This is a genomic window from Streptomyces sp. CA-251247, assembly GCF_050952975.1.
In the GTDB taxonomy this organism is placed as follows: domain Bacteria; phylum Actinomycetota; class Actinomycetes; order Streptomycetales; family Streptomycetaceae; genus Streptomyces; species Streptomyces achmelvichensis.
In genome coordinates this window covers 3,466,025-3,487,701 of record NZ_CP191861.1, presented here as the reverse complement: position 1 = coordinate 3,487,701, position 21,677 = coordinate 3,466,025, and the positions used below count along the sequence as shown (strand labels likewise).

18 protein-coding genes are annotated in these 21,677 nt (G+C 70.9%); 15 read left to right on the top strand and 3 right to left on the bottom strand.

What is annotated here, in order from left to right; all coding sequences use genetic code 11:
- Window positions 1-139: 139 nt before the first annotated feature.
- The 9 genes from ACQPWZ_RS15205 (at window position 140) to ACQPWZ_RS15165 (ending at window position 13,197) form a co-directional block, all read left to right on the top strand.
- Window positions 140-1,495, top strand: coding sequence for a ubiquitin-like domain-containing protein (locus tag ACQPWZ_RS15205; protein ID WP_433573824.1), 1,356 nt, complete (start codon window positions 140-142; stop codon window positions 1,493-1,495).
- Window positions 1,492-2,349, top strand: coding sequence for a 16S rRNA (adenine(1518)-N(6)/adenine(1519)-N(6))-dimethyltransferase RsmA (gene rsmA / locus ACQPWZ_RS15200; protein ID WP_313945836.1), 858 nt, complete (start codon window positions 1,492-1,494; stop codon window positions 2,347-2,349). Before ACQPWZ_RS15205 ends, rsmA begins: the two co-directional genes overlap by 4 nt.
- On the top strand, window positions 2,346-3,257 hold the full coding sequence (locus ACQPWZ_RS15195; RefSeq protein ID WP_340473599.1) for a 4-(cytidine 5'-diphospho)-2-C-methyl-D-erythritol kinase: 912 nt from the start codon (window positions 2,346-2,348) through the stop codon (window positions 3,255-3,257). Before rsmA ends, ACQPWZ_RS15195 begins: the two co-directional genes overlap by 4 nt.
- Before the next feature lie 164 nt (window positions 3,258-3,421).
- Window positions 3,422-4,759, top strand: a complete 1,338-nt coding sequence (locus ACQPWZ_RS15190; protein WP_433571605.1) for an acyltransferase family protein — start codon at window positions 3,422-3,424, stop codon at window positions 4,757-4,759.
- Between the two features lie 47 nt (window positions 4,760-4,806).
- A complete protein-coding gene (locus tag ACQPWZ_RS15185) occupies window positions 4,807-6,606 on the top strand; it encodes an ABC-F family ATP-binding cassette domain-containing protein (RefSeq protein ID WP_433571604.1) in 1,800 nt (599 codons plus the stop codon).
- A 255-nt stretch (window positions 6,607-6,861) separates the two neighbouring features.
- Window positions 6,862-8,517: a PQQ-binding-like beta-propeller repeat protein gene (locus ACQPWZ_RS15180; RefSeq protein ID WP_433571603.1), complete on the top strand. Its 1,656-nt coding sequence runs from the start codon at window positions 6,862-6,864 to the stop codon at window positions 8,515-8,517.
- Window positions 8,518-8,593: 76 nt separating this feature from the next.
- Window positions 8,594-10,366 carry a PQQ-binding-like beta-propeller repeat protein gene (locus tag ACQPWZ_RS15175; RefSeq protein ID WP_433571602.1) on the top strand — a complete coding sequence of 591 codons (1,773 nt, stop codon included), beginning with the start codon at window positions 8,594-8,596 and terminating at the stop codon, window positions 10,364-10,366.
- A 58-nt stretch (window positions 10,367-10,424) separates the two neighbouring features.
- The gene (locus ACQPWZ_RS15170; protein WP_433571601.1) at window positions 10,425-12,230 is read left to right on the top strand and encodes a PQQ-binding-like beta-propeller repeat protein; all 1,806 of its coding nucleotides are present in this window, start codon (window positions 10,425-10,427) and stop codon (window positions 12,228-12,230) included.
- 226 nt (window positions 12,231-12,456) lie between these two features.
- On the top strand, window positions 12,457-13,197 hold the full coding sequence (locus ACQPWZ_RS15165) for a helix-turn-helix transcriptional regulator (protein WP_328860831.1): 741 nt from the start codon (window positions 12,457-12,459) through the stop codon (window positions 13,195-13,197).
- Between the two features lie 16 nt (window positions 13,198-13,213).
- Here ACQPWZ_RS15165 and ACQPWZ_RS15160 read toward each other — a convergent pair whose 3' ends face one another.
- The gene (locus tag ACQPWZ_RS15160; RefSeq protein ID WP_313945843.1) at window positions 13,214-13,492 is read right to left on the bottom strand and encodes a hypothetical protein; all 279 of its coding nucleotides are present in this window, start codon (window positions 13,490-13,492) and stop codon (window positions 13,214-13,216) included.
- A gap of 21 nt (window positions 13,493-13,513) precedes the next feature.
- Window positions 13,514-15,184 (bottom strand): sodium:solute symporter family protein, encoded by a 1,671-nt coding sequence (locus ACQPWZ_RS15155; protein WP_340473588.1) that lies wholly within the window; start codon window positions 15,182-15,184, stop codon window positions 13,514-13,516.
- Between the two features lie 211 nt (window positions 15,185-15,395).
- Between ACQPWZ_RS15155 and galT the strand changes: the two genes are divergently transcribed.
- The 4 genes from galT to ACQPWZ_RS15135 all read left to right on the top strand — a co-directional run bounded on the left by galT (window position 15,396) and on the right by ACQPWZ_RS15135 (window position 19,882).
- A complete protein-coding gene (gene galT, locus ACQPWZ_RS15150) occupies window positions 15,396-16,439 on the top strand; it encodes a galactose-1-phosphate uridylyltransferase (protein WP_433571600.1) in 1,044 nt (347 codons plus the stop codon).
- The gene (galE, locus tag ACQPWZ_RS15145) at window positions 16,436-17,401 is read left to right on the top strand and encodes a UDP-glucose 4-epimerase GalE (protein ID WP_340473584.1); all 966 of its coding nucleotides are present in this window, start codon (window positions 16,436-16,438) and stop codon (window positions 17,399-17,401) included. The genes galT and galE overlap by 4 nt, the downstream gene beginning before the upstream one ends.
- Window positions 17,398-18,504, top strand: a complete 1,107-nt coding sequence (galK, locus tag ACQPWZ_RS15140; protein ID WP_433571599.1) for a galactokinase — start codon at window positions 17,398-17,400, stop codon at window positions 18,502-18,504. Before galE ends, galK begins: the two co-directional genes overlap by 4 nt.
- A 589-nt stretch (window positions 18,505-19,093) precedes the next feature.
- Window positions 19,094-19,882: a LuxR C-terminal-related transcriptional regulator gene (locus ACQPWZ_RS15135; RefSeq protein WP_383237261.1), complete on the top strand. Its 789-nt coding sequence runs from the start codon at window positions 19,094-19,096 to the stop codon at window positions 19,880-19,882.
- Here ACQPWZ_RS15135 and tamR read toward each other — a convergent pair.
- On the bottom strand, window positions 19,841-20,338 hold the full coding sequence (tamR, locus tag ACQPWZ_RS15130; protein WP_340473580.1) for a MarR family transcriptional regulator TamR: 498 nt from the start codon (window positions 20,336-20,338) through the stop codon (window positions 19,841-19,843). The two genes, ACQPWZ_RS15135 and tamR, sit on opposite strands and share 42 nt — an antisense overlap.
- A gap of 131 nt (window positions 20,339-20,469) precedes the next feature.
- Between tamR and ACQPWZ_RS15125 the strand changes: the two genes are divergently transcribed.
- Complete coding sequence (locus ACQPWZ_RS15125; RefSeq protein WP_433571598.1) at window positions 20,470-21,294, top strand: trans-aconitate 2-methyltransferase; 825 nt, start codon at window positions 20,470-20,472, stop codon at window positions 21,292-21,294.
- The gene (locus tag ACQPWZ_RS15120) at window positions 21,294-21,659 is read left to right on the top strand and encodes a VOC family protein (RefSeq protein ID WP_340473575.1); all 366 of its coding nucleotides are present in this window, start codon (window positions 21,294-21,296) and stop codon (window positions 21,657-21,659) included. The genes ACQPWZ_RS15125 and ACQPWZ_RS15120 overlap by 1 nt, the downstream gene beginning before the upstream one ends.
- The last annotated feature ends 18 nt before the right edge of the window (window positions 21,660-21,677 follow it).

Below are 21,677 nucleotides of genomic sequence, written 5' to 3'. Positions count from 1 at the left end.
GCCGTCCCTCCCGCGGGACCCGCGCACGGCAGGAGGCTGGACGCCCACATATGCCGGTCCGGCACCGGGCGGAGGGCCGGGCGCGTACGACGCACCGGTGACGCGGACCGGGAGCCCGGGCCCGTACGACCTGCCGGTGATGCGGACCGGGGGCCCGGCGCCGTACGACCTGCCGGTGACCGGTCCTCGTCCACCCGACCCGTACGAGATCCCCCCGCCCGGGGAGCCCGGCGCCGGATCCGCCGGCGCGTACGCCGCCGCCTACGCGCCGACCGTGGCCGCCCTCGCCCTGCCGCGCCAGAACTCCGCCGTCCGCGCCGCGGGCGTCCCCGAACTTCCCGCGCCGCCCTCCGGCCGGGCCGAGGCCCGCAGGGCCGCGCGGCGGCGGAAGACCGCCGACCGGCCCGACACCTTCCGCAAGCTCGTGCCCCAGGCTCTCGTCGTCGCCTTCCTGGCGGGCGGGACCTCGGCGTTCGTCGCCAGCGACAAGGACGTACGCCTCACCGTCGACGGTGTGCCCCGCACCATGCACACGTTCGCCGACGACGTGCAGGAGCTGCTCGACGACGAGGGGCTGGACGTCGGCCGGCACGACATCGTCGCCCCCGGCCCCGGCGCCGATCTCGCCAGCGGCGACGACATCGTCGTCCGCTACGGCCGGCCCGTCACGCTCACCCTCGACGGGCAGCGCCGCCAGGTGTGGACCACCGCCCGCACCGTCGACGAGGCGCTGCGCCAGCTCGGGGTGCGGGCCGAGGGCGCCTACATGTCCGTCTCGCGCTCCTCGGCCATCTCCCGCAGCGGTCTCGCCCTGGACGTGCGGACCGAGCGGACCGTGACCTTCATGGCCGACGGCCGCGAGCGGACCGTCCGGACGAACGCCGCCACCGTCCAGGAGGCGCTCCACGACGCGGGTATCGCGCTCGGTGGCCAGGACACCACCTCCGTACCGCTCGGCAGCTTCCCCCGCGACGGGCAGACCGTCACGGTCATGCGCATCACCGGCACCCAGCAGGTGCGCGAGGAGCCCGTCGGCTTCGACGTCGTGCGGACCCGGGACTCCGCCCTCTTCGCCGGGACGGAGGTCGTCGAGCAGCAGGGCAGGCCCGGTGTGCGCCGTGTCACCTACGCCCTGCGGACCGTCAACGGTGTGCGGCAGAAGCCCCGCAGGATCGCCGAGGAGATGGTGCGGCAGCCGGTCACCCAGCGGGTCAGGGTCGGCACCCGGCAGCTGCCGGACTCCGTGCAGGGGGCGGACGGGCTGGACTGGGGCGCCCTCGCGCACTGCGAGTCCGGCGGACGGTCGGGTGCGGTGGACGCGTCGGGGACGTACGGCGGGCTGTACCAGTTCGACACCGGGACCTGGCAAGCCCTCGGCGGCAGCGGACGGCCCCAGGACGCCTCCTCCTCGGAGCAGACCTTCCGGGCCAAGAAGCTCTACGTGCAAAGGGGGGCGAGTCCGTGGCCGCACTGCGGCCGTAGGCTGTATCGGTGAGCACCACTGAGCCCGACGCCCTCCTCGGCCCCGCCGACATCCGTGAACTGGCCGCCGCGCTGGGCGTACGCCCCACCAAGCAGCGCGGCCAGAACTTCGTCATCGACGCGAACACCGTCCGCCGGATCGTCCGCACGGCAGGCGTCCGCGAGGACGACGTGGTCGTCGAGGTCGGGCCCGGGCTCGGGTCGCTGACCCTGGCGCTGCTGGAGGCGGCCGACCGGGTCGTGGCGGTGGAGATCGACGACGTGCTGGCGGCGGCGCTGCCTTCCACGATCGTGGCCCGGCTGCCCGAGCGGGTCGCGAACTTCTCGCTGGTGCACTCCGACGCCATGCTCGTCGACGAACTGCCCGGCGTGGAGCCGACCGCGCTGGTCGCGAACCTTCCGTACAACGTCGCCGTGCCGGTCCTCCTGCACATGCTGGACCGCTTCCCGACCATCGAGCGGACGCTGGTGATGGTGCAGGCGGAGGTCGCCGACCGGCTCGCGGCCGCACCCGGCAACAAGGTCTACGGCGTCCCCTCCGTGAAGGCGAACTGGTACGCCGAGGTGAAGCGGGCCGGATCCATCGGGCGCAACGTCTTCTGGCCGGCGCCCAATGTGGACTCCGGTCTGGTGTCCCTCGTCCGCAGGGATCCCCCGAAGACGACCGCGACGAAGCGCGAGGTCTTCGCCGTCGTCGACGCGGCGTTCGCGCAGCGCCGCAAGACACTGCGGGCCGCGCTCGCCGGATGGGCGGGATCGCCCGCCGCGGCGGAGACGGCCCTGGTCGCCGCGGGCATCTCGCCGCAGGCGCGCGGCGAGGCCCTGACGGTGGAGGAGTTCGCGCGGATCGCGGAGGCCAAGGCGTGAGCGCCACGAACACCGGGCCGGTGACGGTACGCGTCCCCGCGAAGGTCAACGTCCAGCTGGCGGTGGGCGGAGCGCGGGCCGACGGGTTCCACGACCTGGCCAACGTCTTCCTCGCGGTGTCGCTGTACGACGAGGTCACGGTCCGCCCCGCGGCCGGGCTGACGGTCACCTGCGAGGGCCCGGACGCCGGCCAGGTCCCGCTGGACCGGACGAATCTGGCGGCGCGGGCCGCGGAACTGCTCGCCGCGCGCCACGGACTGTCGCCCGACGTCCACATCCACATCGCGAAGGACATCCCCGTCGCCGGCGGTATGGCGGGCGGCAGCGCGGACGGCGCCGGAGCGCTGCTCGCCTGCGACGCGCTGTGGGGGCTGGGCTCGTCCCGCGCCGAACTGCTCTCCATCTGCGCGGAGTTGGGCAGCGATGTGCCGTTCAGCCTGGTGGGCGGGGCGGCGCTCGGCACCGGCCGCGGCGAACAGCTCACGGAGCTGACGGTCGGCGGCACTTTCCACTGGGTGTTCGCGGTCGCGGACGGCGGGCTGTCGACCCCGGCGGTGTACGGGGAGTTCGACCGCCTCCACGAGGGAGTGCCGGTCCCCGCGCCCGAGGCGTCCGGGGCACTGCTCGAAGCCCTGCGGACGGGAGACGCGTCCGCGCTGGCCGCCGCGCTCTCCAACGACCTCCAGCCGGCGGCCCTTTCGCTGCGTCCCTCGCTGCGCACGACGCTGGACACGGGGCTCGCGGCCGGTGCGCTCGCGGCCCTGGTCTCGGGCTCTGGGCCGACGACGGCGTTCCTGGTGAAGGACGAGGACACGGCGGAGGCCGTGGCACAGGCGCTGCGGTCGTCCGCGACCTGCCGAGCGGCGCGGGTTGCGGTGTCGCCGGCGGGCGGTGCGGTGGTCCTGTAGGGGCCGCTGGGGTGGGGCACTGTGCCGCACGGGCCGTGGGGCTTCTGCCCGGACGCCCTGGCACCCGGCGTCCCGAGGACCGGTCGGCCGGGGTCACGTACTCAGAGCCGAGTTGAGTATCAGCGCCCTCACCCGGCGGGCCCGCTCCACGGGAGCGTGGGGCCATGGGATCAAGCGTTCGTGAGCTCGCCGCCGCCACACCCGGGGACCGGGACCGGTACATAGACCTGCTGCGGGTGGCCTCTCTCGGGACCGTCGTGCTGGGGCACTGGCTGATGGCCGTCGTCACCGACGACGGCGTGGGCAATCTCCTCGCCGTCGTGCCCGAGCTCCAACTGCTCACCTGGGCCTTGCAGATCATGCCCGTCTTCTTCTTCGTCGGCGGGTTCTCGCACGCGCTCTCCTACCGCTCCCTGCGCCGCCGGCACCCCGAGGGCTCCGTCTACTCCGCCTTCCTGCGGGCACGGCTCCAGCGACTGCTGCGGCCCACGATGGTGTTCATCCTCGTCTGGGGCGCCGCCGCGCTCGTGGTGCAGCTCCTCGGCGGGGACGGCGGGCTGACCGGTGTCGCCCTGCGCCTGGTCGCCCAGCCGCTCTGGTTCATCGGCATCTACCTCGCGATGGTGGCGTTCACCCCGCCCCTGCTGAAGCTGCACGAGCGCTACGGCTGGGCCGCCTTCGCGGCGCTCGTGGCGGGAGCCGTGGCCGTCGACGTGGCACGGTTCGCGTTCGGTGTGCCCTTCGTCGAGTTCCTCAACTTCGCGTTCGTCTGGCTCGCCGTCCATCAGCTCGGCTTCCTGCGCGCCGACGGCCGCATCCGCGTCCCCGCCGCCCTCGCGGCCGGCGGGCTCGCCGCCGCCGTCACCCTGGTCGTGTACGGGCCGTACCCCCTCTCCATGGTCGGGATGCCCGGCGAGAAGGTCTCCAACATGGCCCCGCCCACCCTGGCGCTCCTGTGCCACGGGCTCTGGCTCGTCGGCGCCGTCGAGCTGCTGCGCGGCCCCGGCACCCGCTTCGCCGAGCGTGCCCGGGTGTGGCGAGGAGTCGTCGCCGCGAACGGCATCGCGATGACGGCGTTCCTGTGGCACCTGACCGCCATGCTCGGCGTCTACGGCGCCTTCCTCGCGCTCGACGTGGCTCTGCCGGAACCGGCCTCCGGCGCCTGGTGGGCGCAGGTCCCGGTCCGCCTCGTCCTGGCCGCCGGGCTGACCGCGGTCCTCGTCGCCGCCTTCCGCACCTTCGAGCGCCCGGCCGCGAGCGCCCCCGCGACCGCTCCCGCCGCGTCCACGGGCGGCAGGTCAGGCGGCCCGGTCGCCGCCCTCGGGATCACGCTGTGCCTCTTCGGGGTCCTCGGGCTGTCCATGGTCGGCTTCGGCGGCATGCTGGAGGGCAGGTCGGCGGTGCTGGTCGCCGTACGGGTCACGGCTCCGGCCGCCGTCGCGACGGCGCTCGCCGGCTGGTTCCTGGTCGAGCGGGCGGGACGCCGGAACCGGAGTCGCTGACGGCGACTACGCTGGGACGTCGATCCGTCCCCCCGTACAGGAGAAAAATGGCCGTCAATCTGGTCAATGTCGAGGCAGTCAGCAAGGTGTACGGAACCCGTGCCCTGCTCGACGGAGTCTCCCTCGGCGTCTCCGAGGGCGATCGCATCGGCGTCGTCGGCCGCAACGGCGACGGCAAGACGACGCTGATCCGCATGCTCGCCAAGCTGGAGGAGCCCGACACCGGGCGGGTCACCCAGAACAGCGGCCTGCGTCTCGGCGTGCTCACGCAGCACGACTCGCTCGACCCCGAGGCCACCGTGCGGCACGAGGTGATCGGGGACCTCGCCGACCACGAGTGGGCGGGCAACGCCAAGATCCGTGACGTGCTCACCGGACTGTTCGGCGGCCTGGACATGCCCGGCTTCCCGCAGGGGCTGGACACCGTCATCGCCCCGCTGTCCGGCGGCGAGCGACGCCGGGTCGCGCTGGCCAAGCTGCTCATCGCCGAGCAGGACCTGATCGTCCTCGACGAGCCGACCAACCATCTCGACGTGGAGGGCATCGCCTGGCTGGCGCAGCACCTGCGGGCCCGGCGCTCGGCCCTCGTCTGCGTCACCCACGACCGCTGGTTCCTCGACCAGGTCTGCACCCGGATGTGGGACGTCCAGCGCGGATCGGTGTTCGAGTACGAGGGCGGCTACAGCGACTACGTCTTCGCCCGCGCCGAGCGCGAGCGCATCGCCGCCACCGAGGAGTCCAAGCGGCAGAACCTGATGCGCAAGGAACTGGCCTGGCTGCGGCGGGGCGCCCCCGCCCGTACGTCCAAGCCGCGGTACCGCATCGAGGCGGCGAACGAACTGATCGCCGACGTGCCGCCGCCGCGGGACACCAGCGAGCTGATGAAGTTCGCCAGCGCCCGGCTCGGCAAGACGGTCTTCGACCTGGAGGACGTGACCGTCCAGGCCGGTGCGAAGGTGCTGCTCAAGCACCTGACCTGGCAGCTCGGCCCGGGTGACCGCATCGGTCTGGTCGGGGTCAACGGCGCGGGCAAGACCTCGCTGCTGCGCGCGCTGGCCGATGCCGCGGTGAGCGACGGCGAACAGCAGCCCGCGGCCGGGCGGGTCGTCGTCGGCAAGACGGTCCGGCTGGCCTATCTGTCGCAGGACGTCACCGAGCTTCCGCCGGCGCTGCGCGTGCTGGAGGCCGTCCAGCAGATCCGCGACCGGGTCGACCTCGGCAAGGGCCGGGAGATGACCGCGGGCCAGCTGTGCGAGCAGTTCGGCTTCGGCAAGGAGAAGCAGTGGACCCCGGTGGGGGACCTGTCCGGCGGTGAGCGCCGCCGGCTCCAGCTGCTGCGGCTGCTGATGGCCGAGCCGAACGTCCTCTTCCTCGACGAGCCCACCAACGACCTCGACATCGAGACCCTCACCCAGCTCGAGGACCTGCTCGACGGCTGGCCGGGCACGATGGTCGTGATCTCCCACGACCGGTTCTTCATCGAGCGGACGACCGACCGGACGTTCGCGCTGCTCGGCGACTCCACGCTGCGGATGCTGCCGCGCGGTATCGAGGAGTACCTGGAGCGCCGCCGCAGGATGATCGAGACCGCGGCCCCGTCGGCCGCGCCCGCCCCGGCGGCCAGGGAGAGGACGTCGGGGGACGCCCGCGTCGCGAAGAAGGAGCTCCAGAAGATCGAGCGCCAGCTCGACAAGCTCTCCGACAAGGAGACGCGACTGCATTCCCAAATCGCCGATAACGCCACGGACTTCGAGAAGGTGGCCAAACTGGACGCGGAGCTCAGGGAACTGGTCGGTGAGCGCGAGGAGTTGGAGATGCGCTGGCTGGAGCTGGCCGACGACGCGTAGTCCGAACGCCTTTCCCGTCCGCGTAGAGAGCGCGTGCAGGTCTCGTAACAACGGCATCACGGGCCGGTCCTCCCTTGGGAACAGGGGCGGACCGGCCCCTTGTTCGACACCCCCTGAGTGATAGAAAGAAGCACCGCTCGACTGGTACAGGACAGCGGATTTCATGTCCGAAACGCTTCCTCGCGGAGCAGGACGCTCGCCGGATCACCGAGGCGAGCGGCTCGGGCAGCAGGACCGCACAAGGGGGAAGTGCAGATGACTCAGCCGCCCGGGCAGCCACCGCCGCACGGGGACTTCGGCGTTCCCGGGGGCGCGCAGCAAGCGGTTCCTCCTCAGCCGGCCCGGCCGTCGTACACCCCGTCGGGGCCGTACGACGAGCAGCCGGGACCGTACAACCAGGCGCCCGGTCCGTACGGCGGTCATGCCACGCAGCCGCAGCCCGCCGGTGCGCCCACCCCGCCCGGCAGCGGCGGCGGCGGTTTCTTCACCGGCAAGTCCGGTGCCGTCGTCGGCGCGGTGGTCGCCGGGCTGCTGGTGATCGGCGGCGGTACCTGGTTCGCGCTCAGCGGTGACGGCAGGGACGACAGGGCGGGAGCCGGCCGGAGTGATGGCGGCCCGAAGCCGTCAGCGCCGGCCGCCCAGCGGAGCGCGGACGCCGGCCGGGCCCAGCTCAACGCCGGGCGCAGGCCTGGTGAGGCGAAGGTGTTGTTCCTGGGGAAGAACGACGTCGACGTGCCGGGCAACGGCGCCGACATCTTCGGACCCTGGATTCAGGGCGACACGCTCGTCAAGGCGATGTACCGCGAGGTCGCCGGGTACTCGGTGACCGACGGCAGCAAGAAGTGGAGCGTGCAGCTCGGCACCGATGTGTGCCTGGCCGCCCCACAGGCCTCGGCCGAAGGAAAGATCGTCGTCGGCGTAAGGAGCAGCCCCTCCGAGGGGGCCAGCTGCAACGTCCTTCAGATGATCGACACGAAGACCGGCAAGGCGGGCTGGAAGACCCCGGTCCCCAAGCCCAAGCAGCTGACCGGCTTCACCGACCTCATTCTCGCCATCGGCGGGAACACGGTCACCGCGGCCGGCCTCGAGACCTCCTACGGCTTCAGCGTGAGCGACGGCAGGCAGCTGTTCGGCAGGCAGGCGTCCCGCTGTCTGCCCTATGGCTTCGCCGGCGGCGTCAACCGGCTGATCGCAGCCGCCGACTGCCCCACCACCGATGCCGAGAAGGTCAAGCAGGAGATCCAGGACGTCGACCCGGCCAGCGGCAAGGCGAGATGGACGTACGCGCTCCCCGCGGAATGGGAGGTCGATAAGGTCTACTCGGTGGCCCCGGCAGTCGTCGCCCTGAAGCGCCAGCTCGACGAAACCGGCGAGAAGACCGAGCGCCGGGTGATCGCCCTGACGGACTCCGGAAAACTGCGCTCACAACTCCAGCTCGGCAAGGAGGAGTTCGAGGCCGGCTGCACCAGCGCCCAACTCGCCTTCCGCGGGGACATCCAGGGGTGGTGCACCGGCGTCGCCGCCGACGCGTCCGCCCTCTACCTGGCCACGAAGCCGACCGACACCAACAGCGTGGTGGCGTTCGGGCTGGACACCGGCAGGCCCGCCTGGCGCTCACCGGCAGGAGAGGGCCGCACCATGACGCCGGTGACCGTCGAGGACGGCAGCGTCGTGGTCTACATCGCTCCGACCTACACCATCGCCGGTGCCGTCGCGACCATCCCCGCCGGTGGCGGTTCACGACACGTCGTGCTGAAGCACCAGTTGTCGAACGTCGAGAACGAGTCCGGCTTCCCGGAAGCGCGGACGGCGTACGCGGACGGCCGGTTCTTCCTCACCGCCACCCGCATCAACGGCCTCGACGACGCGGAAGAGAGGGAGACGAAAACGATGATGGCCTTTGGCAAGTGACCGCGTTCTGAGTCATTCGAGTCCTTCGGACATCCCCATTCCCTTCTCCCAACTCCCCTTTCAGAGGTAGACACTCATGACACAGCCGCCGCCGCCCAACCAGCCGCCGCAGCCGCCGAACCAGCCGCCCAACCAGCCGCCGTACGGCGCCCCGCAGCCCCCGGCGCAGCCGCCGCAGGGCCCGCCCGCCGGTGCGCCCGGCTACGGCTACCCGCAGCAGCCGCCCGCCGGTGCATCCGGTTACGGCTACCCGCAGCAGCCTCCGGGGCAGCCGGGTCCGTACAACCAGCAGCCCGGACCGTACAACCAGCAGGCGGGGCCCTACAGCCAGCAGCCCGGTCCCTACGGCGGCTACCCGACCCAGCCGCAGTACCCGGGTACGCCCACCCCGCCCGGCAACGGCGGCGGAGGCTTCTTCAAGGGCAAGCCCGGTGTCATCATCGGCGCGGCGGTCGCCGGGCTCCTGGTGATCGGCGGCGGTACCTGGTTCGCCCTGAGCGGCGACGACAAGGACGACAAGCAGAAGAACGTCAGCAAGAGCGACGACCCGAAGCCGTCCACCTCCGAGTCCCTTGACCAGGGCGACGGCAACGGCACCGGCGAGGAAGGCAACGACGACCTCAACGCCGGGCGCAAGCCGGGCGAGGCCAAGGTCCTCTTCCTTACGAAGAACGACGTCGACCTGCCCCGCAACGGCTCGGAGACCTTCGGCCCGTGGGTGGCCGGCGACACCGTCGTCAAGGCCATGTACAAGGAGGTCGTCGGCTACTCGGCGACCGACGGCAAGAAGAAGTGGACGCTGCCGCTGCCGGCCGAGGTGTGCTCGGCGCCCGCGCAGACCACCACCGACGGCCGGATCGTCATCGGCGTCAAGGACGGTCTCACCGAGAAGGCCAAGTGCCTCAACCTGCAGATGATCGACCTCAAGACCGGTAAGGCGGGCTGGAAGAAGTCCATCCCGAAGGTCAGCGGTTTCGGGGGCCTGTCCGACTTCACCCTGTCGATCAGCGGCAACACCCTCGCCGCGGGCGGCACCGGCAACTCCTACGGCTTCTCGATGGCCGACGGAAAGCAGATCTTCCAGGGCCCGAGCAGCGGCTGCAAGCCGTTCGCCTTCGCCGGTGGCCCCAAGCTGATCGCCGCCGCCAGCTGCCCCACCTCGGACTACAACAAGCCCAAGCACCAGCTGTCGGAGGTCGACCCGGCCACCGGCAAGCCGAAGTGGACGTACAACGCGCCCGTCGGCTGGGAGATCGACAAGGTCTACTCCACCAGCCCGCTCGTCATCTCGCTCACCCAGCGCGAGCCGAAGAAGTGGTCCATCGTCGCGCTCAAGGACAACGGCACTCCGCGCTCGCAGATCGACGGCGGCAAGGACAAGTTCCAGCCCCGCTGCGGCGGTTCGTTCGTGGTCTTCGGCCAGAACCTCGAGGGCTGCACCGGTGTCGCCGCCGACGTCAGTACCTTCTACATGGCCACCGAGCCCGCACAGGCCGGCAAGGCCAACGAGGTCGTCGCGTTCAACCTGGACACCGGCAAGGCCAAGTGGCGCTCGCCCTCGGGCGGTGACAGCCAGATGACGCCGCTGAAGATGGAGGGCGGCAACGTCATCGTCTACCGGGAGGCGTCCTACGACGCCGGCGGTGCCATCGCCTCGATCGCTCCGACCGGCGGTGCCCCGAAGGTCCTGCTCCAGCACCCGGAGTCGACCGCGGAGATCGAGAACACCTTCTACTCCCCGCACATGGTCTACGCCGACGGCAGGTTCTTCCTCGCCGCCGGCCGGGTCAGCGCGAGCAACGACGCCGAGGAGAAGGAGACGAAGACCATGATGGCCTTCGGCAAGTGACCGCGTCCGAGCACCCGACCGCCGCCCCGCATCCCCTTTCATCCGAGGTACGCACGCCATGACGCAGCCGCCACCGCCGCCGCCGCCGAACCAGCCCCCGCAGGGGGGAGGGTTCGGCGCGCCCCAGGAGCCTCCGGCCGGAGGCTTCGGGGCTCCGACCCCGCCGCCGCAGGATCCCTCGTACGGCTATCCGCAGACCCCGCCGGCCGGCGGACCGCCGCAGGCGCCGCCGCCCGGACAGCCCGGCTACGGCTATCCGCAGGCCCCGGGCCAGGCGCCCGGCTACGGCTATCCGCAGACCCCGCCGGGACAGCAGCCGCCCACCCAGCCCGGCTACGGGTACCCGACGCAGCCCGTGCAGCCGCAGTACATGCCGCCGCAGCCGGGCGGCGGTGGCGGCAAGAAGCTGAACACCCAGATGCAGATCATCATCGCGGCGGCCGTCGCGGTGCTGCTGATCGTCGGCGGTGGCGTCTGGTTCGCCTCCACCAAGGACGACGGCGAGAGCAAGAAGGACGAGGCGAAGAACAGCTCCGGCGGCTCGTCGGAGGGCACCACCGGGGCCACCGGTGGCAAGGCGGCCGACGGACCCGGCAAGGAGAAGGCGCCGGCGAACGTCAACTCCAAGGTCGCCTTCCAGCTGCCGGAGCCGGCCCGCACCGACCTCACCAACGTCAAGGGCGCCTGGGTCACCGACAAGGCCTTCGTCAAGCCCGGTGTGAACTCGATCGTCGGCTACGACGCCGCCAAGGGCACCCCGCTGTGGACCCTGCCGCTGCCCGGCCAGGTCTGTGCCACCTCCCGCCACCAGTCCACGGACAACAAGGTCGGCATCGTCTTCGAGGCCGCCAAGCGCAAGCCGCCGCGGAACTACGAGCCGTGCACCGAGGTCGGCGTCGTCGACCTCAACACCGGCACGCTGAAGTGGCACAAGTCCGTCACCGGCACCCAGAGCGGTGACGGCAAGGCCAAGTTCACCGAGGTCACCCAGAGCGGGACCACGGTCGCCGTGGGCGGCACCGACGGCGGCGCCGCCTTCGACATCAACACCGGCGCCATCCGCTGGAAGCCCGACATCGGCGCCGACGGCTGCTACGACATGGGCTACGGCGGCGGCGCGGCGATCGTCGCGGTCCGCAAGTGCGGCTCCTACGACAACCGGCAGGTCGTCATCCAGGGCGTGAACCCGGACAACGGCACCCCGCTGTTCTCGTTCAAGATGCCCGCCGGCGTGGAGTGGGCGAGCATCGTCAACTCCAAGCCGCTGGTGGTCGCCGCCGACGTCGGCGACACCGGTTCGTTCGGCATCTCGGACTTCTTCTCGGTCGACGAGAAGGGTGTCCTCAAGACCAAGATCTCCGCGACCGGCGACAAGTTCCAGGCGCGCTGCCGCTCCACGGAGGTCGAGTCCTGCACGAAGGTCACGGTGGGCAACGGGCGGATCTATCTGCCGACCGCCGACCACGAGGGCACGGGGGAGTACGGCGACACCAACGAGATCGTCTCCTTCGACCTCGCCACCGGAAAGCCGACCAGCGACCGCGCGGACGCGGGCGACCGGTACACGATGTTCCCGCTGCGCATGGACGGCGGAAACCTGATCGCGTACAAGTGGCCTCCGTACGACAAGGGCGGCCAGGTCGTCAGCATCGACGGCGCCACCTTCAAGCAGACGGTGCTGATGGAGAACCCCTCCGACAAGTCGGTGCGTGAGGCGGAGACCAGCTTCGTCGCCGACAGCGCCGACTACCGGTACGCGAACGGGCGGTTCTACATCGGCGCCACCCTGATGAGCAAGCCGTCCTCGACCTCGTCGTCGTTCGGCAAGAAGTACCTGGCGGTCGCCTTCAGCACGGCGGACTGATCGCACCACCCCGTCGCCCGCCGTCCGGCGACCGCACATGATCAAGGGCCCGGCACATCGGAGAACCGATGTGCCGGGCCCTGGTCACAAGTAGCCCCGTTTGGCGAAGAATTCGGCACCTTGGGGGGCTTCTGCCGAGTTAGGGGCGCGCAAAGTCGAACAAGCGTGTAGCTTGCCGGGTCAGAAGGCCGGGGGGTCATCCGCGGCGGGGGATGGGGGTTGCTCGATGGGCGTGCGGCTCATGGTGCTGGACGATCACCGACTGCTCGCGGAGGCGCTCGCCTCGGCCCTGAAGCTGCGGGGACACCGGGTGCTCGCGGCCGCGGCTCCCGCGGCAGGCGCCGCCGATCTCGTCGTCAGCAGGGCGCCCGAGGTATGTCTGCTGGGCACCGCGACACCGGCCGAGCCGGGCGCGTTCGACCCGATCGTGAAGATCAAACGGGAGCGGCCCCAAGTGGCGGTGGTGGTGCTGGGCCCGGTGCCGAGCCCCCGCGGAATCGCCGCGGCCTTCGCCGCCGGCGCCTCGGGTTATGTGCGCCACGACGAGCGCATCGAGGGCGTGGAGCGCGCCATGGTCAAGGCGCGGGCGGGCGAGGCGGTGGTGGCCCCGCAACTGCTCCAGGGCGCCTTCGCCGAACTGCTCAACCCCGCGGTCCAGCCGGACGACGAGGGGCAGCGGCTGCTGCAACTGCTCACCCCGCGCGAGGTCGAGGTGCTGGTCAGGGTGGCGGAGGGCGAGGACACCCGGCTGATCGCGGCCGGTATGGGCATCGCGCCGAGCACGGCCCGTACCCATGTGCAGCGGGTGCTGATGAAGCTGGGGGTGGGCTCCCGGCTGGAGGCGGCCGCGCTCGCGGCCCGTACCGGACTGCTGGACCGGGCGGCGATCGCCTCGCCGCCCGGCCCGTTGCCCGGTTACCCGGGGGCGGCCGGTCTGTCCGACCCGCCGCCTCCACCGGAGCAGTAGCCCGGGCGTCCTCGGCTCAGGCGTCCTCGGCCGGGGTCGGCGGTGCGATGGGGCGAAGCTTCAGCCAGAGGAGGAAGAACAGCCCCAGGGCGAGCATGCCGAGGCCGGTCCAGAGATTGATGTTGACGCCCTCGGCCTTCTTGAGATCCGCGTCGGACGCGAGGATCCCGGCGATCGTGACGATGATCCCGTAGAGGGTGAACAGGCCGCCGATGATGAGCCGGATGTCGAAGAGGCGGGCCGCGGTGGCGGACTTGCGCTCCAGCTCGGAGACTTCACGCTGCAGTTCGGACATGTGGGGGTGCCTCCGATCGGGTCAGAAGGAGAAGGGGATGTAGCAGGCGGCGGCGAGGACGATTGCGCCCCAGCCCAGCAGGGCGGGCCTGCGGTACCAGACGCTGTCGCCCTCGTCCGGCGCCTCCTCCATGCCCGGTGAGGTCGTTCCGTAGACCAGACCGGCCAGTTCGGCCTCGGGCTTCGGCGCGGTGAACAGCGTGACGACCACCATCACGAGCGCGCCGGCGACGAAGGCGACGATCGCGGAGACGAAGTTGGCGCCCTGGTCGGTCGGGATGTCGATGACGCCCTGCTTGTAGATCCAGAAGTAGTTGACCATCGCGGCCGAGGTGCCCGCGAAGAGGCCCCAGGCGCCGGACTTCATCGAGGCCCGCTTCCAGAACATGCCGATGATGAAGACCACGAACATCGGGACGTTGAAGAACGAGAACAGCGTCTGGAGGTAGCCCATGATGTTGCTGAAGCTGGAGGCGAGGAAGGCGGTGCCGATGGAGCACAGCACGCCGAACGCCGTGATCAGCCGGCCGAAGCGCAGGTAGTAGCGGTCCTCGCGGCCCTGCTTCACGTACTTCGCCCAGATGTCGTACGTGAACACGGTGTTGAAGGACGAGACGTTCGCCGCCATGCCGGCCATGAAGGCGGCGAGCAGTCCGGTCACCGCGATGCCGAGCACGCCGTTGGGCAGCAGCTCCTGCATCAGCAGCGGGATGGCGTCGTTGTAGGTGAGGTCGGAGCCCGCCGTGCCGATCTTCGGTACGAGGACGGCGGCGACCAGGCCCGGGATCATCACCAGGAAGACGATGAAGATCTTCGGGAAGGCGGCGATCAGCGGGGTGCGCTTGGCGGCGTTCAGGTTCTTCGCGGACAGGGCCCGCTGGACCTCGGCGAAGTTGGTGGTCCAGTAGCCGAAGGAGAGAACGAAGCCGAGGCCGAGGACGATGGTGAGCCAGTTGGCGCCGAGCGGATTGGGATCGCCGATGCCCGTGCCGCCCCACGCGGTGAGGAAGGCGTCGCCGTGGCTCGCGGTGAGCGAGTCGCTCAGACCGTCCCAGCCACCGACGCGCTTCAGGCCGAGGAAGGTCAAGGGTATGAGCGCGGCGAGGATGACGAAGAACTGGAGGACCTCGTTGTAGATCGCCGAGGAGAGCCCGCCGACCGTGATGTACGCGAGGACGAAGAATCCGGCGACGACGATCGAGACCCACTGCGGCCAGCCCAGCAGCGCCTCCACCACGATCGACAGGGCGTAGAGGTTGACGCCGGCGATCAGGATCGCGGCGAAGGCGAAGAGGACCGAGCTCAGCAGGTGTGCGGATTTGTCGAACCGCTGGAGCAGGAACTCGGGGACCGACCGGACCTTGGAGCCGTAGTAGAACGGCATCATCACCAGGCCCAGGAAGACCATCGCCGGGATGGCGCCGATCCAGTACCAGTGCACGACGGCGACGCCGTACTGCGCGCCGGTGGCGGCCATGCCGAGGATCTCGGTGGCGCCCAGGTTGGCGGCGACGAAGGCCAGGCCGGTGACCCAGGCGGGCAGCGAGCGGCCGGAGAGGAAGAAGTCGAGACTGGTCTTGACGCTCGCCCGCGCGGCGAAGCCGATGCCCAGGACGACGGCGAAGTAGATCGCCAGGATTGCGTAGTCGAGTCCGTTGGTGGGGAGCCGAAGCCCTTCGGCCAGGTATTGCATGAAGTACTCGCTTCGTCGCGCGAACTGAACCCTGCGGAACCTACGCGTCCGTGTTCAATAACTGAACAGTTTTGTTGGTGTTCTTTGTTCGATCGTGATCGAGCTGGTGGAAATGTCCGAGGTAGGTGCATGCTGCATGTCCATTGACGGGGCCTGTTGGCTTGTGATTTGTTATGTGCGGTTCTGTTTGGGAGGGTGAGGGAGTGCCACGGTGAAGAAGACGTCGACCCGGCTTGCCGACGGTCGTGAGCTGCTCTACTTCGACTCCCGGGACGACACCGTGCGGGACGGGGTCGACCGGCGCCCGCTCGATCCTGTGGCCACCAGCGCCGAGATCCGCCGGGACCCCCTGCTCGGTGACTCGGTCGCCGTCGCCTCGCACCGCCAGGGCCGCACCTACCACCCGCCGGCCGACGAGTGTCCGCTGTGCCCCTCACGCGACGGCCGTCTCAGTGAGATCCCGGCGTCCGACTACGACGTCGTCGTCTTCGAGAACCGCTTCCCCTCACTCGCCGGCGGCTCCGGCCGCTGCGAAGTCGTCTGCTTCACCTCCGACCACGACGCGTCCTTCGCCGACCTCGACGAGGACCAGGCGGGCCTCGTGCTGGAGGCCTGGACCGACCGCACCGCCGAACTCGCCGAACTCCCGCAGGTGGAACAGGTCTTCTGCTTCGAGAACCGGGGCGCCGAGATCGGCGTCACCCTCGGCCACCCGCACGGCCAGATCTACGGATACCCCTTCGTCACCCCGCGCACCGAGCTCATGCTGCGCTCGGCCGCCGAACACCGCGAGGCAACGGGCCGTAACCTCTTCGACGACATCGTGGAGCGTGAACTCGCCGACGGCACACGGGTCGTCCTCACCGGTGACCACTGGGTCGCCCTCGTGCCCTACGCCGCGCACTGGCCCTACGAGGTCCACCTCTACCCCCGCAGACGCGTGCCGGACCTGCGGGCCCTCGACGACGCGGCACGCACAGAGTTCCCACAGATGTATCTGGAACTGTTGAGGCGCTTCGACCGGATCTTCGGCGAGGGCGAGCCGCCGACGCCGTACATCGCGGCCTGGCACCAGGCACCGTTCAACGACCCCGGACGGGACGACTTCGGGCTCCATCTCGAGCTTTTCACCATCCGACGCACGTCCGGCAAGCTGAAGTTCCTCGCCGGTTCCGAGTCCGGAATGAGCGTGTTCATCAACGACGTGCCGCCGGAAACCGCGGCCGAACGACTGCGAAAGGTAGCGAGCGAGTGAGCAAGTACCTGGTGACGGGCGGAGCCGGATACGTCGGCAGCGTGGTGGCGCAGCACCTGCTGGAGGCGGGGCACGAGGTCACCGTCCTCGACAACCTGTCGACCGGCTTCCGGGAGGGCGTCCCGGCGGGCGCCGTCTTCGTCGAGGGCGACATCCGCGACGCCGCCAAGTGGCTGGACGACTCCTTCGACGCGGTGCTGCACTTCGCGGCGTTCTCGCAGGTCGGCGAGTCGGTGCTGAAGCCCGAGAAGTACTGGGACAACAACGTCGGCGGCACGATGGCGCTGCTTGCGGCGATGCGGTCCGCAGGAGTGCGCACGCTCGTCTTCTCCTCCACCGCGGCCACCTACGGCGAGCCGGTCTCCACGCCGATCACCGAGACCGACCCGACCGCGCCGACCAGCCCGTACGGCGCCTCCAAGCTCGCCGTCGACCACATGATCACCGGCGAGGCGGCGGCCCACGGACTCGCCGCGGTCTCCCTGCGCTACTTCAACGTGGCCGGGGCGTACGGCTCCTGCGGCGAGCTCCACGACCCCGAGTCGCACCTCATCCCGCTGGTCCTCCAGGTCGCGCTCGGCCGGCGCGAGTCGATCTCCGTGTTCGGCGACGACTACCCGACCCCCGACGGCACCTGTGTACGGGACTACATCCATGTCGCGGACCTCGCCGAGGCCCATCTGCTGGCGCTGGACGCCGCGGCACCCGGCGAACACCTGATCTGCAACCTCGGCAACGGCAACGGGTTCTCGGTGCGCGAGGTCGTCGACACCGTCCGCCGCGTCACCGGACACCCGGTGCCGGAGGTCGTGGCCCCGCGGCGCGGCGGCGACCCGGCGGTGCTGGTCGCATCGGCGCGGACCGCGCGCGAGCGCCTGGGCTGGCAGCCGTCCCGCGCCGACCTCGCGGGCATCGTGTCGGACGCGTGGGCCTTTGCCCGGGAGAGGGAGAACGTTTCATGAGCGATGGTGTGTGGGCGGCGCCGGGGCGGGTCAATCTGATCGGTGAACACACCGACTACAACGACGGTTTCGTGATGCCTTTCGCGCTGCCGCACACCACGGTCGCGACGGTGTCCCGGCGCGACGACGGCGTCCTGCGGCTGCACTCGGCGGACGTCCCGGGCGATGCCACCGCACTGCGCGTCACCGACCTCGCCCCCGGACACGGGCCACGGGGCTGGACCGACTACCCCGCCGGCGTCGTATGGGCGCTGCGCGAAGCCGGCCACGCGGTCGGCGGCGCGGACATCCACTACGAGTCGACCGTACCCACGGGGGCGGGCCTGTCGTCCTCCGCGGCACTGGAAGTCGTCACCGCACTGGCCCTGAACGACCTCTACGAACTGGGCCTGGAGCGCAGCCAGGTGGCGCGGCTGTGCCAGCGCGCCGAGAACATGTACGTCGGGGCGCCGACCGGAATCATGGACCAGACGGCGTCGGCGTGCTGCACCGAGGGCCACGCACTGCACCTGGACACCCGCGACCTGTCCCAGCGCCAGATACCGCTCGACCTGGCCGGACAGGGCCTCGAACTCCTCGTCGTCGACACCCGCGTCCAACACGCCCACAGCGACGGGGAGTACGGCAAACGCCGCGCCGGCTGCGAAGCGGCGGCCGCGACCCTGGGCGTGCCCGCGCTCCGGGACATCGCCCACCATGCGCTCCCCGAGGCCCTCGACCGGCTGCCCGACCCCGAGATCCGTGCGCTGGCCAGGCACATCGTCACGGAGAACCACCGGGTGGAACGGGTCATCGCCCACCTGGAAGCGGGCGACATCCGCGCCACGGGCCCCGTCCTCACCGAGGGCCACGCCTCACTGCGCGACGACTTCCGCATCTCCTGCCCCGAACTGGACCTCGTCGTCGACACAGCACTGGCAGCGGGCGCGCTCGGCGCGCGCATGACCGGCGGCGGCTTCGGCGGATCGGCGATCGTCCTCACCGACGTCGCACTGACGCCCGCGCTGACGAAGTCGGTCCAGGAGGCGTTCACTTCGGCGTCGTGGAAGCAGCCGAGGATCTTCTCGACCACACCGTCGAGAGGCGCACGGCGGCTGTCCTGACACCGGTCCCGAGACAGCGGGCGGGCGGGGTCGTGGAGGCGTCGGCGGACGGGCTTCGCGAGTGTTCGGCGGACGGGTCGGGCAGGCACCGGCGGACGGGCCCGCGGGTCCCGGTGGACCGGGCCGCGCATGTGCCACACGACCATGCGTCCGCCCTTTGCGTCCGGAAGGCCGCCCGTCACCGCCCGCGCCCCGGCGCGCATCCGCGCGCACGCTCCGCCCCCCGTTCCGGAGAGTGCCTCCTCACGCCCCCATGTCCTGCGCCAGCAGGATCTCTGCCGCCCGGGGCCGTGAACCGGGCAGTCCGCGCCGAACTGCGTCGACTTCTGTCTCACGACGAAACATCCGGCTCACCCTGCACAGGGTGAGCCATCAGTTCTGCAAATAACCTTCCCCTCCGGCCCCCCGCCCGTACGCTGATGCTCAGCACCGGTGGGGGCCGGTGTTGATCAGGGGGCGAGACAGTCGGGTACGACGCCCGGGGCGGGGTAACAGTCACAGCACGGCGGCGGCCGAGCAACCGCTGTACCACCCCTCCTTTCCGGGCGCCGTACCCGCGCCGGTCCGTCCTCCGAACCTGGGGGTGTCTGTGGTTCGTATCCGGGTCCTGGTGGTGGACGACCACCGCATCTTCGCCGAGTCGCTCGCTGCCGCCCTCGCGGCCGAGCCCGACGTCGACGTCTCCGCGGCCGGCAGCGGCCCCGCGGCGCTGCGATGTCTGGAGCGCGCCGCGTCCGAGGGCCGCAGGTTCGACGTCATGCTCGTCGACGCCGACCTCGGCACGTCCGCGGTCCCGAACCGCCCCGGCACCCACGCTGTCGTCGCGCCGCGCGCCGTGTCGGACGACGGCGAGGAGGGCCTCGTCGACGGCATCTCCCTGGTCGCGGGCGTCCGTTCGGGCCAGTCGTCCGTCCGCAGCGTCGTGCTCGCCGAGAAGGACGACCCGCGCCGCGCCGCACTCGCGCTACAGGCCGGCGCCTCGGGCTGGGTGGCCAAGGACTGCTCGCTCCAGCGGCTGCTCGCGGTGATCCGGGGCGTCCTGCGGGACGAGACGCATCTGCCGCCCGCGCTGCTCACCGGCGTGCTGCGCGAGCTGACCGCGGCCCGCAAGCACCGCACCGAGAGCGAGCGGCTCGTCGAGTCCCTCACCCCGCGCGAGCGGGAAGTGCTGCGGTGCATGGTCGCGGGCCTGGGGCGCAAAGCCGTCGCCGAGCGCCTCTTTCTGTCACCGCACACCGTCCGGACGCATATGCAGAACGTCCTCGGGAAGCTCGGGGTGCACTCGACGCTCGCCGCGGTCGCCCTCGCCCGCCGGGCCGGGGTCGGCCCGGCCGAGCTAGCCGGGGATGTTGTCGAACGGGGCGGTCAACTGGCGTAGCAGAGCGGCCAGTTCCCCGCGCTGGGACCGGGAGAGTTCGGCGAGGATCGCCCGCTCCTGGGCAAGCAGCCCGGCGAGCGCCTGGTCCGCCCGGTCCCGCCCCTCGGGGGTCAGCCGCACCAGCACCCCACGCCGGTCGCTGGGGTCCGGAAGCCGCTCCACCAGGTCTTTCTTGGCCAGCCTGTCGATGCGATTGGTCATCGTGCCCGAGGTGACCAGGGTCTGGGTGAGCAACTGCCCGGGCGAGAGCTGGTACGGGGCGCCCGCGCGCCGCAGCGAGGTGAGAACGTCGAACTCCCACGGCTCCAGCTGGTGCTCGGAGAAGGCGAGCCGGCGGGCGCGGTCGAGGTGGCGGGCGAGCCTGGAGACGCGACTGAGGACCTCGAGCGGTTCCACGTCGAGGTCCGGGCGCTCACGGCGCCATGCTGCGACCAGTCGATCGACCTCGTCCTCCATGTCGATCAGTGTAGAGGGTCTGTCGATGTGAAGTCTCTTGACGTCAAGATATAATCTGCTGGACGATTGGGCATGGTCGGGCCGGACCTCAGTTCCGGTTCGGCACACCGTTCCAGCAAGGGGGCTCGATCATGCATTCCGCACCAACGTGGGATCCGCACCAGTACCTTCGCCACTCCGGGCATCGCACCCGCCCGTTCCTGGATCTCCTCGCCCGTATACCCGACCTGCCCCGGGGCGACGGCAGGCCCGCCCGCATCGCGGACGTCGGATGCGGACCCGGCAATGTCACCACACTGCTCGCCGACCGCTGGCCCGACGCCCACATCACGGGCTTCGACCTGTCGCCCGAGATGCTCGCCCTGGCGGAGAAGGACCACGCCGGCACCACCGCCGGCGGCGGCTGGCTGGACTTCCGGCCCGCGGACGCGGCGCACTGGATTCCCGAGGAGCCGTACGACCTGATCGTCTCCAATGCCGCACTGCAATGGGTGCCCAACCATCCCGAGTCGTTTCCGCGCTGGATCGACGGACTGAACCCCGGCGGCACCCTCGCCTTCCAGGTCCCCGGCAACTTCACCTCGCCCAGCCACGCCCTGCTCGGCGAACTCTGCGACACCCCGCAGTGGCACAGCCGGCTCGGCGACCACGGACGGCGCTTCGTCCACATCCTGGAGCCGGCCGACTATCTCGCGCGACTGGCCGACCTCGGCTGTGAGACCGACACCTGGGAGACGACCTACTTCCAACTCCTCGCCGGGGAGGACCCGGTCCTGGACTGGGTCAAGGGCACCGCCCTGCGGCCGGTCCTCACCGAGCTCGCCGATGACGCGAACGCCACTCATGAATTCCTTGCCCAGTACCGCGACCTGCTCCGCAAGGCCTACCCGCCGGGCCCGCACGGCACGGTGTTTCCCTTCCGCCGCATCTTCGCCGTCGCCCGGAAGGCTCTCTGATGCTCACCGCCGTCGACCATGTCCAACTGGCCGCGCCGCCCGGCTCCGAGGACGCACTGCGCACCTACTACGGGGATGTCCTCGGCATGACGGAGATCCCCAAGCCGCCGGTGCTCGCCGCCCGCGGCGGCTGCTGGTTCGCACGGGGCGCCGTCCAGCTGCACCTGGGCATCGAGGCGGACTTCCGCCCTGCCCGCAAGGCCCATCCCGGTCTGCGGGTGTCGGACATCGAGGCGTACGCCGCGCGCCTGGAGAAGCACGGCGCGGCGGTGGTCTGGGACGACGCGCTCCCCGGCCACCGGCGCTTCTACTCCGAGGACCCCGTCGGCAACCGGCTGGAGTTTCTTCAGCCGGTCACCCGATAAAACCGCGGCGCCCCGTCA

Excerpts from the sequence above, each read along its gene's own strand:
- ACQPWZ_RS15175 (WP_433571602.1), top strand. The coding sequence starts at position 8,594 with ATGACACAGCCGCCGCCGCCCAACCAGCCGCCGCAGCCGCCGAACCAG.
- ACQPWZ_RS15180 (WP_433571603.1), top strand. The coding sequence starts at position 6,862 with ATGACTCAGCCGCCCGGGCAGCCACCGCCGCACGGGGACTTCGGCGTT.
- ACQPWZ_RS15120 (WP_340473575.1), top strand. The coding sequence starts at position 21,294 with ATGCTCACCGCCGTCGACCATGTCCAACTGGCCGCGCCGCCCGGCTCC.
- ACQPWZ_RS15125 (WP_433571598.1), top strand. The coding sequence starts at position 20,470 with ATGCATTCCGCACCAACGTGGGATCCGCACCAGTACCTTCGCCACTCC.
- ACQPWZ_RS15205 (WP_433573824.1), top strand. The coding sequence starts at position 140 with ATGCGGACCGGGGGCCCGGCGCCGTACGACCTGCCGGTGACCGGTCCT.
- ACQPWZ_RS15160 (WP_313945843.1), bottom strand. The coding sequence starts at position 13,492 with ATGTCCGAACTGCAGCGTGAAGTCTCCGAGCTGGAGCGCAAGTCCGCC.
- ACQPWZ_RS15155 (WP_340473588.1), bottom strand. The coding sequence starts at position 15,184 with ATGCAATACCTGGCCGAAGGGCTTCGGCTCCCCACCAACGGACTCGAC.
- ACQPWZ_RS15190 (WP_433571605.1), top strand. The coding sequence starts at position 3,422 with ATGGGATCAAGCGTTCGTGAGCTCGCCGCCGCCACACCCGGGGACCGG.
- galK (WP_433571599.1), top strand. The coding sequence starts at position 17,398 with ATGAGCGATGGTGTGTGGGCGGCGCCGGGGCGGGTCAATCTGATCGGT.
- ACQPWZ_RS15165 (WP_328860831.1), top strand. The coding sequence starts at position 12,457 with ATGGGCGTGCGGCTCATGGTGCTGGACGATCACCGACTGCTCGCGGAG.
- tamR (WP_340473580.1), bottom strand. The coding sequence starts at position 20,338 with ATGGAGGACGAGGTCGATCGACTGGTCGCAGCATGGCGCCGTGAGCGC.
- ACQPWZ_RS15185 (WP_433571604.1), top strand. The coding sequence starts at position 4,807 with ATGGCCGTCAATCTGGTCAATGTCGAGGCAGTCAGCAAGGTGTACGGA.
- ACQPWZ_RS15170 (WP_433571601.1), top strand. The coding sequence starts at position 10,425 with ATGACGCAGCCGCCACCGCCGCCGCCGCCGAACCAGCCCCCGCAGGGG.